17 protein-coding genes and 1 pseudogene are annotated in these 14,729 nt (G+C 64.8%); 3 read left to right on the top strand and 15 right to left on the bottom strand.

Features of this window, described 5'->3' with window-relative positions; translation table 11 throughout:
* Positions 1 to 31: 31 nt before the first annotated feature.
* From WDW90_RS23530 to WDW90_RS23495, 8 genes and pseudogenes are all read right to left on the bottom strand, one after another.
* Positions 32 to 241, bottom strand: coding sequence for a DUF1656 domain-containing protein (locus WDW90_RS23530; protein ID WP_336489888.1), 210 nt, complete (start codon positions 239 to 241; stop codon positions 32 to 34).
* Positions 238 to 2,279 (bottom strand): annotated as a pseudogene (locus tag WDW90_RS23525) (FUSC family protein). The gene WDW90_RS23530 and the pseudogene WDW90_RS23525 overlap by 4 nt, the downstream one beginning before the upstream one ends.
* Positions 2,276 to 2,773, bottom strand: a complete 498-nt coding sequence (locus WDW90_RS23520; protein ID WP_336489887.1) for a MarR family winged helix-turn-helix transcriptional regulator — start codon at positions 2,771 to 2,773, stop codon at positions 2,276 to 2,278. The pseudogene WDW90_RS23525 and the gene WDW90_RS23520 overlap by 4 nt, the downstream one beginning before the upstream one ends.
* Before the next feature lie 155 nt (positions 2,774 to 2,928).
* Positions 2,929 to 3,108 carry a hypothetical protein gene (locus WDW90_RS23515; RefSeq protein ID WP_336489885.1) on the bottom strand — a complete coding sequence of 60 codons (180 nt, stop codon included), beginning with the start codon at positions 3,106 to 3,108 and terminating at the stop codon, positions 2,929 to 2,931.
* A 124-nt stretch (positions 3,109 to 3,232) separates the two neighbouring features.
* Positions 3,233 to 3,565, bottom strand: a complete 333-nt coding sequence (locus WDW90_RS23510) for a universal stress protein (protein ID WP_336489884.1) — start codon at positions 3,563 to 3,565, stop codon at positions 3,233 to 3,235.
* A gap of 30 nt (positions 3,566 to 3,595) precedes the next feature.
* Positions 3,596 to 4,141 carry a universal stress protein gene (locus WDW90_RS23505; RefSeq protein WP_336489883.1) on the bottom strand — a complete coding sequence of 182 codons (546 nt, stop codon included), beginning with the start codon at positions 4,139 to 4,141 and terminating at the stop codon, positions 3,596 to 3,598.
* 25 nt (positions 4,142 to 4,166) lie between these two features.
* Positions 4,167 to 5,531: a hydroxysqualene dehydroxylase HpnE gene (hpnE, locus tag WDW90_RS23500; RefSeq protein WP_336489882.1), complete on the bottom strand. Its 1,365-nt coding sequence runs from the start codon at positions 5,529 to 5,531 to the stop codon at positions 4,167 to 4,169.
* Positions 5,532 to 5,590: 59 nt separating this feature from the next.
* A complete protein-coding gene (locus WDW90_RS23495) occupies positions 5,591 to 6,040 on the bottom strand; it encodes a GreA/GreB family elongation factor (RefSeq protein ID WP_336489881.1) in 450 nt (149 codons plus the stop codon).
* An 820-nt stretch (positions 6,041 to 6,860) separates the two neighbouring features.
* Here WDW90_RS23495 and rnk point away from each other — a divergent pair.
* On the top strand, positions 6,861 to 7,274 hold the full coding sequence (rnk, locus tag WDW90_RS23490) for a nucleoside diphosphate kinase regulator (RefSeq protein WP_336489880.1): 414 nt from the start codon (positions 6,861 to 6,863) through the stop codon (positions 7,272 to 7,274).
* 1,090 nt (positions 7,275 to 8,364) lie between these two features.
* Here the strand turns inward: rnk and WDW90_RS23485 are convergent.
* On the bottom strand, positions 8,365 to 10,110 hold the full coding sequence (locus WDW90_RS23485) for an amidohydrolase (RefSeq protein ID WP_336489879.1): 1,746 nt from the start codon (positions 10,108 to 10,110) through the stop codon (positions 8,365 to 8,367).
* Positions 10,111 to 10,615: 505 nt separating this feature from the next.
* On the opposite strand from WDW90_RS23485, the gene WDW90_RS23480 reads away from it, so the two are divergent.
* Positions 10,616 to 10,816 carry a hypothetical protein gene (locus WDW90_RS23480; protein WP_336489878.1) on the top strand — a complete coding sequence of 67 codons (201 nt, stop codon included), beginning with the start codon at positions 10,616 to 10,618 and terminating at the stop codon, positions 10,814 to 10,816.
* Between the two features lie 329 nt (positions 10,817 to 11,145).
* Here the strand turns inward: WDW90_RS23480 and WDW90_RS23475 are convergent, their stop codons facing one another.
* The 5 genes from WDW90_RS23475 to WDW90_RS23455 all read right to left on the bottom strand — a co-directional run bounded on the left by WDW90_RS23475 (position 11,146) and on the right by WDW90_RS23455 (position 13,721).
* A complete protein-coding gene (locus WDW90_RS23475; RefSeq protein ID WP_336489877.1) occupies positions 11,146 to 11,277 on the bottom strand; it encodes a hypothetical protein in 132 nt (43 codons plus the stop codon).
* A 185-nt stretch (positions 11,278 to 11,462) separates the two neighbouring features.
* Positions 11,463 to 12,614 carry an ABC transporter substrate-binding protein gene (locus WDW90_RS23470; RefSeq protein WP_336489900.1) on the bottom strand — a complete coding sequence of 384 codons (1,152 nt, stop codon included), beginning with the start codon at positions 12,612 to 12,614 and terminating at the stop codon, positions 11,463 to 11,465.
* A gap of 16 nt (positions 12,615 to 12,630) precedes the next feature.
* Positions 12,631 to 12,789, bottom strand: coding sequence for a hypothetical protein (locus tag WDW90_RS23465; protein ID WP_336489876.1), 159 nt, complete (start codon positions 12,787 to 12,789; stop codon positions 12,631 to 12,633).
* Positions 12,790 to 12,911: 122 nt separating this feature from the next.
* On the bottom strand, positions 12,912 to 13,373 hold the full coding sequence (locus tag WDW90_RS23460; protein WP_336489875.1) for a hypothetical protein: 462 nt from the start codon (positions 13,371 to 13,373) through the stop codon (positions 12,912 to 12,914).
* Between the two features lie 150 nt (positions 13,374 to 13,523).
* Positions 13,524 to 13,721, bottom strand: a complete 198-nt coding sequence (locus tag WDW90_RS23455) for a hypothetical protein (RefSeq protein WP_336489874.1) — start codon at positions 13,719 to 13,721, stop codon at positions 13,524 to 13,526.
* A 211-nt stretch (positions 13,722 to 13,932) separates the two neighbouring features.
* Between WDW90_RS23455 and WDW90_RS23450 the strand changes: the two genes are divergently transcribed.
* Positions 13,933 to 14,160 carry a hypothetical protein gene (locus WDW90_RS23450; protein WP_336489873.1) on the top strand — a complete coding sequence of 76 codons (228 nt, stop codon included), beginning with the start codon at positions 13,933 to 13,935 and terminating at the stop codon, positions 14,158 to 14,160.
* Positions 14,161 to 14,548: 388 nt separating this feature from the next.
* Here WDW90_RS23450 and WDW90_RS23445 read toward each other — a convergent pair.
* A partial coding sequence (locus WDW90_RS23445; protein WP_336489872.1) for a hypothetical protein occupies positions 14,549 to 14,729 on the bottom strand: 181 nt, incomplete at its 5' end.

Genomic DNA, 14,729 nt, shown 5'->3' with positions numbered 1-14,729 from the left:
ACTTGGCAGGTCGGCCGGACGCGCCCGCCGATCAGGAGGTGAGCGGCACCGCGACCGAGACGACGGCGCCGAGCAGCACGACGTAGAGGGCGAGATCGAACAGAGGCCGGTGCCAGACCAGGCGGTAGAACCCGGCCCAGGCCAGAGCGCGCCGCAGGGGCAGGCTGATGGCGAAGGCGAGCAGCATCCAGGCCGCCAGACTCGGCACGAAGACGCCGTAGAGGTCGAGTTCACCCGTCATGCCGCGAGTTCCGGATGCGTGGTCGAGGGCAGGGTCGGCCGGAAGGGCGGCGCGTCCGGGAATAGACCGCGCCGGATGCCGACGAGACCCATCAGCGCGGCCCGGCCGGGTGCCTGCCGCGCATCGGCGGTGACGGCATCGAGCGTACTGTCGATGGTGTCGAGCAAGCCGGGGATTGGCCTCTCAGCCTTGGCCCCGAAGTGCCGCGACAGCGCGCGAAGGAGCGCCTCGACGGCCTTCCGGGCCGGCTTTGAGAGCTGCCGGCGGTCGCGCCGCAACTCCACGACGTTGATGCCGACGCGGACCTCGGCCAGGAGGTCGGCGGTCCACTCGGCATCGTCGGACGGAAGGGCGGCCAGCCGCGGCGCGATCAGACCGACCCGGTCGAGCATCAGGGCCGCCAGTTCGAGGCCGTTCTGCGCGCCCTGGCGCTCGGCGGCGCGGGCGAGGCTGCGGCGGTTGATGGCCCGCAGGCGCCGTGCCGACCAGCCGGCGCCGACCGAACGGACGAGGCGCGTGACGATGGCGGCCACCCACATCCCGACGATGGCCGCGACCGAGGAGTTGGCGAAGGCCGCGAAGTCGCCCGTGTAGCTGCCCTGGAGGGCGATCATGGCCGAGCCGTTGACCGCAGCGCCCATCGCCAGCGGTGCCGTCTTCGGCTGCGCCATGAAGACCCCGCAGATCAGGAGAGCCGGAGCCAACGCCAGGACCAGCATTTCGAAGGTGGTGGCCAGCGGCAGGACCGCGAACAGGTAGGCCCCCGCCCCGAGGGCGCCGAGGATGGCCGAGTTGGCGAAGCCCACGATGAACGGCGCCGGGTCGTCCTGGGCGGCGAAGAAGCTGCAGCCGACCGCCGCCATCATTGGGGCGGCCGAGCCGTGCGGCCAGCCGGTCGCGATCCAGATCGCGCAGGTGACCAGGATGGTCAGGAACACGCCCACCGCCGATAGCAGCGCCATGCCATGGTCACGGTGGCGGATCGTGCGCGCCGCGGCGGTGTAGCGGAAGGCCAGGTCCTCGGCGACCGGCGTCCCGTCGGCGATGTGCCGCTGCAACAGCCGGGCGTCCTGGCGTAGGTCGATGAAGTCGCGCAAGCGCGCCAGCAGGCTCGCGAGGACAAGGGCATCCCAAGACGGCCGCTCGCCGAGCCCGGGGTCGAGGGCGTCAGCGGCGGCCTTCAGGCGGGCCGCCTCGGCCTGCTCGGTGGTTCCGGAGGCGAGCCATACGGCCATGTCGTCGAGGAGGGTGCGCAGGCGCTGCGGCAGGGCGCGCGCGCGCTCCAACGTCTCGATGCGGTCCGAGACCGCGGAGGCGATGGGCAGGAACATCAGCATGTGCTGGCGCAGCGTCGCATCGCCTCGGCCGAGCGTTCCGCACCGGTCATGTCGTAGCGCAGCGGCGTCGCCATCGCGTCGAAGGCGACGGCGTCGGAGGCCAGCTTCAGCCGCGTCGCCTGCGCGTCCCTCGCCGTGCGGGCGCGGCCGAGGACGTCGATGACCCAACCCCGGGCGTCGCGCAGCCAGAGGTCGAGCCGAGCGGTGATCACGGGCGCGACCGACTGCGGCAGCACGACCGTGTTCACGAGGCTGGCGCAGAGGATGCCGAGGATGATCTCCTCGGCCCGGGCCACGGCGGTGTCGAACATCGTTCCGGGGTCGCCGACGGCCGGGAAGCCGATCAGCGCCGCCGTGTAGCCGCCGAGCATCATCAGGTAGCTGCGCGGTGTTCGGTCGAGAAGGGAGAAATACAGGCACGTCGCCACCCAGAGCGCGATGGCCAGGGTGAGGAGTTCCGGGGAGTTCACGAGGTTCGGCACGAGGGCCACCGTGACCACGGCTCCAAGCAGGGTTCCGAGCACCCGGTACAGCGCCTTCGAGCGCGTGGCGCCGGCGAGCACCTGGCTGGTGATGTAGACGGTGCCGAGCGCCCAGTAGGGGTTCGGCAGGTCAATCCAGAACGCCAGGAACAGGGCCAGCATCGCCGCCGCGAAGGTCTTGAGCGAGAAGGCCCAGTCGCGCCAGCCCGGCAGAGTCATTCCGCGGCCTCGCCCTCTGCAACCCTGTCCCGGGACACATCGGGCTCGGACGGGCCGCCTAAATGGTCCTGGACGGCCTGGAATACCCGCAGGCTGGCCTCCAGGTCGGCTGCGCTCACCTTCGAGAACACTGCCTTCCGCAATTGGTCGAGGTCTGCCTCGATCCGCGCGACCACCGAGCGTCCAGTGTCGGTGAGGTTCAGGACCTTAGCGCGACGGTCGGTCGGGTCCTCCTTGCGCATGACGAGACCGGCCGCTTCGAGTTGGTCCAAGAGGCGCACGAGCGACGGCCCCTCGATGCCGAGGGCCTCGGCGAGGGTGTTCTGGCGCGGTTCACCGCCCAAGCGTCCGATCAGCACCAGCGGCAACGCCTTCGCCTCGGAGACACCGTGCGACTCCGTGGTGGAATTGGCGAGCCGCCTCCACTGGCGGCCGGAGAGCAGAAGCGAGTGGGTATAGGTCAACCAAAGCTGGCTCAGGTCGTTCGCTGCCATCCGACCTCTTCCCTATGGACAGAGATGGGGCACATCCCTGGGACCTGCACAATGAATAGCAAACTATCGATTAGTTGGCATCCATTCAAGCCGGGCACGATCCTTGGACAGCTGGACGCGACTTCGTCGGCCAGCCCGTAACCCTCCGGGCGTCGTCATGGGCGATGCGAGCGCGCTTGCCAGCGAGCGAGGGCCACCACGGCTGTCGCGGCTGCCGCTGCAACGAGGCAGCCCTCGATCACGAGGTCCGTCCCCAGTTGCTCAAGCCGGCGCGCCACGGCCAGCACCAGCGACATAACGGCGATGGCCACGAGACGCGCGGCAATCATCCTCATCGACACCTCCCTGGCGGTGGATGCCTTGTCGTTCGTGGAGTGAAGCGCGCCGCGGTTGGATTTGCCAAACCCATGCGCCCGCATCGCGCAGGCGCATTCCCGGAAACGGGCCAGGCGTGGCCGCTCATGCGGTCACAGCGCTGTGAGCCGGACGCTCGGGATAGTCGGCGGGGATACATGCGGACGGTCCCAGGCCGGGTCTGATGCCGGACCGGGGTGGCGGGACCACCAGCACGTCCGCGCCGCCGACGGCGAGGACGGCCTCGGTGACGCTCCCCAGAAGGGCCCTCCTGATCCCGGTGCGGGCATGCGTGCCCATGACGAGGAGTTTCGAGGACATGCGCGCGGCGAGGCCGGCGATGACCTCTTCCGGACGTCCCTCCTCCACCCGCCTCGACCAATCCCTTGCCGCAATGCCGTCGGCTTCGAGGAAGGTCTCGACCTCCTCCGCGTACATGGAGCGCCGACTCTCGACGTAGCCGTCGATCTACTCGCGCGGCACGCCGAACCCTGCCAGCTTCGGCTTGCCCACGGGTTCGAAGGCGTGGACGACCGTGACGCAGGCGTGGTCCGCGAGACCGAGCGAAGCGACACTGCGCAACGCCCGCGCCGATGCGTTCAAGAGATCGACCGGGGCCATGACCCTAGCATAGGGCCCCGCGACGGACCGAATGACCACGAGGACCGGGCACGGGGCGGCGCGGATCAGGCCGCGGACCGTCCGGCCGGGGCCCGCGCCAACCACGATCAGGTCCGCCTGGCGTGCCGTCGCCGCGTCGAGCACCGCGTCGGGTAGGCATCCCGCGACGACGAGCGACCGGCATGCGACGCGGCAGAGTTCCGGCACGACCGCGACTTGCTCGACGGTCATGCGTTGCGCCTCGCGAATGTCCCGCGCGGACTGGCGCGTATCCGCGCTGTCCACGACATGCATCAGGATGACGTCGCCTCCGCTCTGTCCCGCCAGGATGCCGGCGCGCCGCATGGCTCGCTGCGAGCGGGGCGAGAAGTCTGTGGCGACGAGGATGCGCAAGGGTTCCCTCCTGTTCGTGTTGGTGTCAGCCCGTGGCCGGGCGCATGCGGGCGAGGCCGTCGATTCCGGGTAGGGCGAGCCGGTCGGCGCATGATCCGGTCGTTGCCGCGGCGGCTTCGACCACGGCGCGGGCGGCGTTCGTCCCGGAGACGACCGCGCCCTCGATGCAGGCCGGCAGGCCCGTCTCGGTCCAGTCCCCGGCCAGGAACAGGTTGGCGAGCACGGTCCGCGGACCGGGCCGGCGGCCCCGGCTCCAGGGCGTCGCCGCGAAGGTCGCCCGCCGTTCCCTCACGACCTGCCAGGGTGGCGGCACCGCCGGATCGGCCTCGGGACCGACCACGCCCGCGACCTCCTTCCAGACCCGGTCTGCCATCTCCGAGCGTTCGAGCCCGGCGAGGTCCGTGCCGCTGATGGTCACGGAAAGGCGGTCCGGGTAGGCAAACAGCCAGTCCGACAGCCCGTTCACGAGACCAGTGAGGAGAGGCAGCCCCGGCGGGGGACACATGCGGAAATGGACGTTCGCGATGCCGACGCTCTCCATCGGCACCGCCAAACCCGGCGGGAGGCCGGCGGCGACCCAGGGCGGCACGGCCAGGACCACCGCATCGTTCGGCCCGAGCAGCGCCGCCTCCGCGCCGAACGCCAACGCGGCGATCCGCCGGTCGTCGACGACCGCGCGCTGCAGGCGATGGCCGAGCCGGACCTCGGCACCCTGCGCGCGCAGGTAGGTCAGCGCCGGATCGACGAAGGCGGCCGAGAGGCCCGCCGTCGCGACGACCGGCCGGCAGGCATCGCTGCCCGCGCCGAGCGTCCGGCGAAGCACCTCGGCGGCGAGGCCGGCATCGGCGCGCGGCGGGTCGATGTTGAGCGCGGCCAGCAGCACGGGCTTCCAGAGGCGCTCGTAGAGCGGGCCCTCGCAGCTCAGGACGCTGCCGACCGTGGCTCCGGGCGGGGCACGCAGCAGACGAAGGATCGCGACGTGGTCGACCGCCCGGGTGTCCGGGACGCGGCGGCGCGGGTCGAGGATCCACCAGGGCAGGCGCCCGCGGTTCGGCCGTAGCGTCCAGCGCTCGCCCGTGGCGAGGTCGACGAAGGGAAACTCGGCCGCATCGGCTTCCACCAGGGCAGCGCGTCCGCCGACACGGTCGAGGAACGCCAGCGCCGCGCGGTTGCCCGACAGCAGGAGATGGTTGCCGTTGTCGATGGTGAGGCCGAGGCGGGCGTCGTGGTACGAGCGGCAGCGGCCGCCGGCCTGGCGCGCGGCCTCGTGCAGGATCACCCGGCGGCCCGCGTCCACGAGACCGACGGCCGCCGCCAGGCCGGCGAGACCCGCGCCGACGACGTGCACGGTTCCTCCCGGGGCGGCCCGCCCCGGGTTCCAATGTGTCATGATGTGCTCCTTTCGGATGGGGGCCGTGCCGAGCCGGCACGGAACCGAGGCCTTCGTGCCTAGGCTCGGCGCGGAGCGAGAGCGCCACGGCCGGGGACCGGTTCGTCGACGAAGCGCCAGCCGATGCCCTCGACCGTCACCACGTGCTGGGTGCCGAGGCGGTTGTCGCAGAAGGGCATCCAGTCGCCTACGCGCAGTCCGAGCAGCGCTGTCCCGAGCGGGCTCGCGGCCGAGAGCTCGTCGGTGAGATCGGCCAAGTCATGTGGGTGCACCAGGAGATGGCTCCGCAGCCGCGGCTCGTCGTCGAGGCGGTAGATCACCCGGCAGTTGACCGAGACCACCTCGCCCGGCAGCTCGCGGGGCAGGCAGAGCGTCGCCCGCCTCAGCTCCAAGAGCAGGAAGTCGGCGTGGGTGTCGCCGCGCAGGTAGGCGTCGAGGCCGAAGACCACGAGCCGAGCGTAGTCGTGGGTCGAGACGGTGACGGGCGGGAGTTCATGGACCGCGTTCATCCTGGCACCTCACAGCATGACCGCTCCGCAGGGTTGCCCGAGCAGAGACGGTCCCGGCGGCGTCCGAGAGAACGCCGCGCGAACGGAAGGGAAGGTTTGCTGGAGATCGTCCCTGGCCTCGGCATGGCCCGAAAAAGGCCGGCCAAGCGCCAGGGCTACGAGCCTGCTTGCAGGCTGCCCGAGCGCGCCAGGAGGCGGATGCTCTTGAGGCGGATCGACATGACGCGGCTAAGGTCGGGTCGGCAACCGCCGATGTCAAGTCGCGACCAGGCGTCCCAGCCCAGACCAAGCGGTCGCTGATTTGCCTGCCGGCGCGGGGCGTTTGACAACCGGTCCCGCTTGACCAATCCTGCGCCCCATGCCGTTTCGCGCGACCATCAACCGTGGCCTGCTCCGGGCAGGTAACCTGATCGCGGGCAAGTAGCCCCGAGCCGACGGCGCATATCCGCCCGTCCTGCTCGGGGTAGTCGGGACGGCTTCCGCGAAGCGCCCGAAGGTCGGCCAAGAGGCTCGACGGCACCTATTCCAGACTGATGAGACCCAGGCCGGCAGGCGCCGACGCCGCCAGGCTTTGGGCTCGCGCGACTACGATGCCCTTGCTCCGGTGTCGCGGTCGCCGTCCGCGCAGGAGACACCTTTGACCGACGACATTCCTGAACCGCCGCCCGCTCCCGGACAGACGGACGAGGACGCACCCGACCGGAAGGTCGTGCCATTGCGACGACCGCTGCCCGGCCCTCCCCCGTGCCCGGAGGGCGGGGATGACGATGACCCCGGTCCGCTGGTGGCCTGAACGAGGATCTTCGAGATGGATACGACGATGAGGAAGAACGCCGGCGGTGCCAGCCTGCCGCCGATCAAGGTGACGGCGGAGGATCACGAGCGCCTGTCCGGGCTGGCAGCGGCCGCGATGGAGCGCATGCCCGAGGTCGCGGCCTATCTGGCGGACGAACTCGACAGGGCCCAGATCGTGCGGTCTGGCAAGGCGACCCTCGGGTTCGTCAGGATGGGCTGCCGGGTCGAGTTCCGGGACGACACGACAGGCAAGGTCCAAGCGGTGACCCTCGTCTACCCGGGTGAGGCTGACATCGGCGAGGGGCGGATCTCGGTGCTCACGCCGGTGGGGGCGGCTCTGCTCGGCCTGAGCACGGGACAGTCGATCAACTGGGCGACGCGAACCGGCGTGGCCAAGCGCCTGACGGTGCTTGACGTGCGCGAGCCCGAGCCCGCCTGAGTTGACCGCAGGGCCTCCGGGCGCCTCCCGCCTCGAACGACGTGATCACGATGACCGTGCCCGTCGACCACGCAGAACGAGCGCCGCTGATCATCCCGATGGTGGACTTCCGCACGCAACGTCGTCCCCGCGGCACGGCCGCCCCACGCGCGGACCGAGGCCGCTGCCTGGCTTGCCAAGGAACTCGACCTCGCGACAGTCGTGTCGCCAGACGCCGTGCCGGTTGGGAGGGTCACCAATCCGGTGGCAGTCACCCTCGAGCGGCGTGCGGGGTGTGACGACCTCGCGCATCAATATTCAACCGTAGCGGGCGAGTGCTGACGCTCGCGCATCTTAGCTACAGGGGCACGATCCATGGGCCTGAGGTGACGGAGATGGAGCCGGGGCGGCCCGCTGCCATGACAAGCCGTCCCGCGCGTTCCGAACGCCTGTTCGGCCGCCCAGCGAGGGCGGGCACCTCGGCGCAGCGCAATGCAGAAAGACTGCCGAGATCGACCGGCGGGCCGAACTTTCGCAACTTTCGCGACTTTCGCAGGCTTCGCACGTCGTCGCTCGGCGAGTTGATCAGAACGGGCCCAGACTCATACGCGGATTGACTGTGCTCCCCCAAGGAGGGGCTGCCGCTTCCGCTGGGATGTGGTCGGGATCGTCCAAGCCGCGGTCGATGAAGCGATGCGCGATTCCGTCGAAGGCCGCCGCGACAGGCCTTCTCAGGAAGCACACCGCTGGATCTGCCGAAGGACCAAAAAGTGACCGCACCGGTTAGTTCAGTCCGGATCGGATGGACAAACCCACTGAAAGCTCATGACGAGAGCCGGACCCAGGGCAACGTTGAGGTACGCACACACGCTCATCGCGACCAAGGGAATGACCCACATCCGTCCTGACCAGAGCCGGCAGGTCCATCGCTTAGGCAAGGACGCCGCGGCAAAGCCGAACCCGACCGCTCTTAGCGCGGCGCATGCCGTCCGGACGAATTTGGTCAAGCGCGTCGCGGGCTCTCCGCACCTCTTCCCACGCCTCTTTGAACGCTTCAGGGGCCGTCAAGAGTGAGGGCCATTCGCGCCGTAATTTCTGCGCCGACGTCCGCTCATTGGGATTGGTATACCGTCTTGCCCCCAACGATCGTCTCCAGCACCTTGATGTCCTTAATCTTCATTGGGTCGACCGAGAGCGGATCATCGGAAAGAATGGCAAGGTCGGCCAGCTTTCCTGATTCGATTGACCCGCGGCGTGTCTCTTCGAACGCTTGCCATGCCGCATCGGCAGTAAGGGCGCGAAGGGCCTGCATCGGCGCAATACCCTCGTTATCAAGCCGCGCCCCGCTAGCCGTAATGCGATTCACAGCGGCCCACATCAGCCGGAAAGGCTCCATCGGCACCACAGGGGTATCCGTATGGATCGTGAACCGCAGACCGCGCTGCAATGCTGAGCGAGCCGGACTGATCCGCGCCGCCCGATCTGGGCCGAGAAAGATGTCGCGATGCCGATCGCCCCAGTAATAAACATGCAGGCTGAAGAACGACGGGGTCACGCCGAGCGCCTTCATCTTGTCAAGCTGGTCCTCTCGCGCGGTTTGGGAGTGTACGACGATATGGCGCGCGTCTGGTCGCGGCTGTTCCTTCTGCGCCTGCTCGTAGGCGTACAGAATATCGTCGATCGCCGCATCACCGTTCCCGTGAATGGCGATCTGCTTTCCTGCCTTATGCTCGGAGACTACCAGCTTGACTAGTTCGTCTCGCGGCATGGCCGGGTGTCCGTGATAGTCACTAGGATAGCCCGCCGGAATGATGTGGTAGGGTTTGGTCAAATAACCAGTGAAACCTTGGATCGAACCATCGGCAAACATTTTAGTGGCGCCGACTTTCAGCCAAGAACTGTCAGTATCTGGCGCTTTGACTTGGCCGCTCTGCACCTTCTGGGAAAACTTGATGCCGGGCCAAACGATGATGCGGATCGGCAAATCACCTCGCTCGATTGCCCGCGCGAAGGCTGGCAATAGGCCGGGATCGGACAAAATTCCGGGTTGATCAGCTAGGAAGCCATGTTCAGCTGTGGTCACGCCCTGAGAGGCGTACTGCTGTGCCGCTACCTTGATCAGCTCACCCCACTGTTCGGCAGAGCGCGAAGGAATACGAGAAGTAACCCGCTCGTATGCGGAGAGTTCTTCCAAGACCCCCGTAGGCTCGCCGTTACCATCTCGCCGAAATTTTGCGCCGGCGGGGTCAGACGTGTCGCGGGTGATCTCAGCAATCCCGAGCGCTTTAGTGTTCGCCGCACCGAAGTGATAGGATACGTGCATCAAGTAGATGGGATGCACTTCCGACACCTTGTCTAGGTCCTGACGAGTCGGGTGCCGTTTTTCCGCAAGCAGCGTATCGTCATAGCCAACGCCGACGATCCACTGGCCGGGCGGAGTCTGTTCGGCCTTTTTCTTGAGCGCGGCAATGATGTCGTCGATCGAGGTGATCTTACCGACAGGCGGGCTCGACAAATCTACTTGAAACAGAACGGTGTTGGCTGAGAGAGGGAAGTGACTATGAGGGTCGATGATACCCGGGATCATGGTCTTGCCGCGTAGATCGACGATCCGGGAGGGTGGTCCTGCCGTCATCCGAAGAGCCTCGCTGCGGCCCGCCGCCTGTATCTTGTCGCCCTTGACGGCAACCGCCTCAACAATGTTGTTTTCGGCATCGGAAGTGATGATCCTGCCGTTGATGTAGATCGTATCAGGCGCGTCCGCCGCCCTTACAGGATAGCTGCTCAGATAACCGAGCAATAAAGCCGCTCTTATTATGTGCGCCGTTTTTCTCTCTGTCGGCTGCGATGTGCCCATTGGCCAATTTTTCCTTATTCTGCGTTAGCCTTTACTCGATATGTTCATGAATTAATGTGCAATCCATTTGTTTAAGTCGATCTTAAATTCGCTTTTTAGCTCAAATACTAGAGCGCATTCACTTAATATCTTCCAACGATTTCTATTGCTGCCATACAGGTGGCATTCTAATGTTTGGATGAACGCCAATCATTCCTTGCAGGGTTCTGTTGCCGGACGACATCATGTGAAGCTGCAGGTTCGGTACCAACAGGTTCGGCGCCGTCCACTTTACGCTAGTCGGGTGGCTCTACAACGCTCAATCCACGAAGGTCCGCTTCCGGCTGCACACGAGCGGTTCAGGGCGGACATTTATGCGATACCCAATTCGCCCGTCAGCCTGTCTGTCAAATTCTGTACGTTTTGAAGAGATAGGCCATGATCATGGTGCCGAGGGCAGGAAGCCACTGATTAATTTGGGATTTTGCGAAAGGTCGCTGCGGCGAAGCGGGAGAGGCTCGATGTGATGGCAACAGCTATTACCGCGCAGCAAGGCAAGCAATTGGTGGAGTTGCGCACCGAAGTCGCGCTTGTTCCCGAACACCCCATGGAAAGCCGAAGAGGGCCGCCACGCCTATGGACGCGTCGTTCCTGCCTGGCCGCCGAACAGGCGCTTCACAGCGCCCAACCCGCGAAGATCCGCTACCGGTGGGATAGCTGCCGTTGAGAGCAGGCCAATCGAGTTTCCGCTCCTGGTGCCTCTCAGACTTATAGCTCGCTACTGCAGTGTCCGCTTCAGAGAACCGCCCGGGTCGGTCGAACGGCCGGCATGGGCGCAAAGCGGAAGTCAGGCCACGACACCGCAATTGAGCGCGGCATCATCAGCGCCGCTATCAGACAGGGCCCTGGCATGCTCGGGCAAAGCGGATTTCGAGTGTCCGCGATTCCGCGGCCGGGGATAACAGGGTATTTTCTATAGAGATCATCTTCCTCTCTCCCTGTTATCCCCGGGGTTGTCCCTCCGGCGATGACCGAGGATCCCATCGAACACGGGGGTCAGAGCGTGCCGGCCCGTCCGCTGTGGACCGTGCTCGCGTAGGCGTCGTCGAGATCGTCCACATCGCGGCCGATGAAGCGATGCGCGATTCCGTCGAAGGCCGCCGCGACAGGCCTGCGGTCAGGAAGCACACCGCTGATCCGCCGAACGACCAAAACGGGCGCGAAGCGGTTGTCCGGATATGGCCCAGAGCAGAGTTGCCTGTGGGGCGGATCATCGATCGCGCCGGAAAGGTCCCACGGCACAACCCTATTCTCGATCGCTTTTCGTAGGCAACGACCTTCACACTACAAGGCTCAGATCTGTCTCTACGCCCCTATTTCCACAAATTGCAGCGAGATTCAGCTTTAGTCGAAGCTGCCTGCTCGCCGGGAATTATCTCAACAACGTTGTAATAATCCCACGGGTACTTCGACTCGCCAGGAGATTTTACCTGCATGAGATACATATCATGTATCATTCGACCATCCGGACGAATATAGCCGTCGGTTGCGAAGAAATCGTTGATTGGCATCTCGCGCATTTTCGCGATCGTCGCATCCGCGTCGCTGGTTCCGGCAGATTTAACCGCAGAAAGATAGTGCCAAGCAGCAGAGTAGTTTGCGGCTTGCACGAGCGTCGGCATTTTGGAAGTTCGAGCCAAGAACCTCTTCGCCCATGTGCGGGTTTTGTCGTTGAGATCCCAATACCAGCCGTCGGTCATGTACATGCCTTTGGCTGCTTCCAGCCCGAGAGCATGAACATCACTAAGGTACATATTCATAGCTACGACCTTCATTTGGCCTACAAGCCCAAACTCGTCGACAGCTTTGATGGAATTAATTGTGTCGGTTCCAGCATTTGCTAAAGCCAAAACATCGGGCTTAGCCGCTTGTGCCTGAAGCAAATATGAGGAGTAGTCGGCAGTACCGAGTGGATGCCTCACAGAGCCGAGTGTGTTTCCGCCTCTGCTTTGGATAAACTCACGTGCATCCTTCTCGATTGCGGTCCCGAATGCAAAATCAGCCGTAACGAAATACCAGGATTTCCCACCTTGTTTGAGTATGGCCGAGCCCGTTCCCTTTGAAAGAGCAATTGTGTCATAGGCATATTGCACGGTGAACGGCGTGCAATCCTCGTTTGACAAGCGCGAGGTCGTGGCGCCAATCGGCATGAAGATGCGTTTCTTGTCGCGCGATATCGCATTGACGGCAAGTGCCACAGACGAGTTCGGGCCGGCGAGCACCATGGTAACACCGTCCCGGTCAAACCATTCACGTACCTTCGCCGCACCGACATCAGGCTTGTTCTGATGATCAGCGGAAAAGAAAGAAATCTTTCGCCCGAGCACTTCGCCACCAAAATCTTCGATGGCCATTTTCACAGCTTCAGCTCCGCCCGGTCCGTCGGCATCCGCGAAAACGCCAGACATGTCGGTCAACAGACCAATTTTGACGGGCGCGTCTCGCGGGGCTCTTTCTTGGCGGATGATGCTGGAAGTGAGTTTATGCGATTGCCCGCACGATGCCCTTAAAGCTCGACAAGGCGATCACGCAGCCGAGCCCCAGCAGGCATAGGCAGCCCAGGAAGGCTGTCGGACGGCCTTTAGAAGCAAGAACGGCCAGCATCAGCACGAACACCACCAGACCAAACAGAACAGTCATGGGCACCTCCGAGCGCACCAATACCCTGAGGCTAGCTAAGCAGCCGTTAACCTCAACGGATCGTTCAGCCGCTTCGCGCTCGGCGCAGCCGCGCAAGGGCGGCTCGCATGTGCAGAGCAATCTCAGAGGGCAGCGCTGGCAAAGAGATCGAGTTGCGCTCTGGACTCCGCACTGACAGTCCGATTGCCTCGCCTAGAATTTCGCGGTTTCGCCAACAGTGGCAGCGGGACATTCGGCTTGCCGTGCAGCACGGCGCCGACCGTCCGACAGCCATCGCCGTGGTGGAAGGCGTGGAGGGAATACGGGCCCGAGCGCAGGATCTCCTGCACCAGAGGCTCGGAGAGCGGCAGTTCGGCAAGTGCGGTCAGGAGGCACGGCAGACCAGCGGACTGGATACCGAGCGCGCGGAATTCGAAGCTGCGAGCAGCCCAAACGTGGCGCACGACCCCGGCACTGGTTCGCGGGAAGGGGTTCGGACCGCGCTCCGTCGCCTCATCCAGCACGAAGGCGGCAAGCGACTCGCCCTCCGCGATGTGCGCCGCACTGCGGATCGAGGCAGCAAGCTGGCGCTTCGCAATCGGCATTTCTGCCGGTCCTCCCTTCGCTTGCCTCACGGCTACGCTCGAACAGCCGTGTTGTTCAAGCGGGGGGCGATTGAACTGCGGATGGAGGCTCGCCTCGTCGGCGATGTCAGCGGGCAACAACCCCGCTGGCGCTCCTGCCTGGATGCGGCCTCACTCGTAACTTGTCTTCTGCCTCTTGAGCGAGACGAGGGATATCTCCTCAAGCTCGATCCCGTTCTCTGCGCGCCGGTATCTGACGGTCAGTTCAACCGAGTCGCCGTCCGGAACCTCGCACACGTCGAGCGCCTCAAGCAGACCATTTCGGAGCTGTTGCGCCGAGCGCAGCGACTTCGCCTTGTTCTCAATCATGGTTCTCTGCCTTCACAATCGGCCAGGCCACTCTCGGATTGAGTAGCACAAGCTCGCTGAGTTCATAGCCGTCACAATTCTCGTATTCGGGATCGGCACAGGAGGTTCGCGACCATCCTGGGCTTCCTGTGCGATTCTGACCAACTCCGACTTGGGTTCCGGTCCTGCTACCATCGGGCTTCTGTCACCAGCCGCAGCCTTGGAGCAGAAGATGTCCAAGCCGGAACGCACGCTTGAGAACCTGAAGGGCGGTGCTGAGGTCCTCGACACGCTTCGAGAGGAGTTCGCGCAGTGGCTTGAGGAAGCCAACGAGGAGGGCCAGAGGGAAGCCTACGAGAACGTCCTCGGCCACGTTGATGCGATGGTGCGAGAGTATGCCCAGCGCCTCCAAGAAGTCGAAGCACAATTGGAGGCTCCTCCGGGCGCGTTCGGCGCCTAAGTCATGCTCGCCACGCAGTCGCCGCGCGTTCGGCACGATGCCAACAAAGGATCCGAGATCGAGGCATCGCGGCGGATCTTAATTGAGCACGGCCTCGTCAGACCGTATCAATCGTACAGAGGCGCAACAACCAATCCCTGTCGGCATTGCCTGCTCAACAGAGTGCAATCAAACGAAGGATTGTTGATGTTGCTGATCGTCTGCTCGGCCTTAATCGGAGCGCCTGTCACGACAGCTTTGCTCTGGGGTCATGGTGCTGCTGAGGCTGTGCTGGCCGCTCCCTTTGGCGGGAGCTTAGCGGGGCTCTGCGCCGCTGCGCTCATAGGCTACCAACGCATGAAAGCTGATGCTCTCACGCCTCGTCAGGTGGGACGGGTGCATGCCTATTTCAGCCCGACGTGGACAGCAGCCGCGCATTGTTGATGCGACGCCTAAGATAGCCGTGCGCTTGGTCTTTTAGCTTTAGGTTTGCGGACTGGATGTTATGGAATGCAGCTCTGCCCGCTAGGGCATGCTGCGGCGAACGATGAGCCAACGCCTTAGACCACTCACGCAGCGGGTTCTTGTAA

Source organism: Methylobacterium nigriterrae (genome assembly GCF_037106235.1).
GTDB classification, from domain to species: domain Bacteria; phylum Pseudomonadota; class Alphaproteobacteria; order Rhizobiales; family Beijerinckiaceae; genus Methylobacterium; species Methylobacterium nigriterrae.
Note: the sequence above shows the minus strand (reverse complement) of the source record. Positions and strands in the feature narration are given on the sequence as shown.

Coding starts and splice junctions, on each gene's coding strand:
- WDW90_RS23530 (WP_336489888.1), bottom strand. CDS start 241: ATGACGGGTGAACTCGACCTCTACGGCGTCTTCGTGCCGAGTCTGGCG.
- WDW90_RS23520 (WP_336489887.1), bottom strand. CDS start 2,773: ATGGCAGCGAACGACCTGAGCCAGCTTTGGTTGACCTATACCCACTCG.
- WDW90_RS23515 (WP_336489885.1), bottom strand. CDS start 3,108: ATGAGGATGATTGCCGCGCGTCTCGTGGCCATCGCCGTTATGTCGCTG.
- WDW90_RS23510 (WP_336489884.1), bottom strand. CDS start 3,565: ATGTACGCGGAGGAGGTCGAGACCTTCCTCGAAGCCGACGGCATTGCG.
- hpnE (WP_336489882.1), bottom strand. CDS start 5,531: ATGACACATTGGAACCCGGGGCGGGCCGCCCCGGGAGGAACCGTGCAC.
- WDW90_RS23495 (WP_336489881.1), bottom strand. CDS start 6,040: ATGAACGCGGTCCATGAACTCCCGCCCGTCACCGTCTCGACCCACGAC.
- rnk (WP_336489880.1), top strand. CDS start 6,861: ATGAGGAAGAACGCCGGCGGTGCCAGCCTGCCGCCGATCAAGGTGACG.
- WDW90_RS23485 (WP_336489879.1), bottom strand. CDS start 10,110: ATGGGCACATCGCAGCCGACAGAGAGAAAAACGGCGCACATAATAAGA.
- WDW90_RS23480 (WP_336489878.1), top strand. CDS start 10,616: ATGGCAACAGCTATTACCGCGCAGCAAGGCAAGCAATTGGTGGAGTTG.
- WDW90_RS23465 (WP_336489876.1), bottom strand. CDS start 12,789: ATGACTGTTCTGTTTGGTCTGGTGGTGTTCGTGCTGATGCTGGCCGTT.
- WDW90_RS23460 (WP_336489875.1), bottom strand. CDS start 13,373: ATGCCGATTGCGAAGCGCCAGCTTGCTGCCTCGATCCGCAGTGCGGCG.
- WDW90_RS23455 (WP_336489874.1), bottom strand. CDS start 13,721: ATGATTGAGAACAAGGCGAAGTCGCTGCGCTCGGCGCAACAGCTCCGA.
- WDW90_RS23450 (WP_336489873.1), top strand. CDS start 13,933: ATGTCCAAGCCGGAACGCACGCTTGAGAACCTGAAGGGCGGTGCTGAG.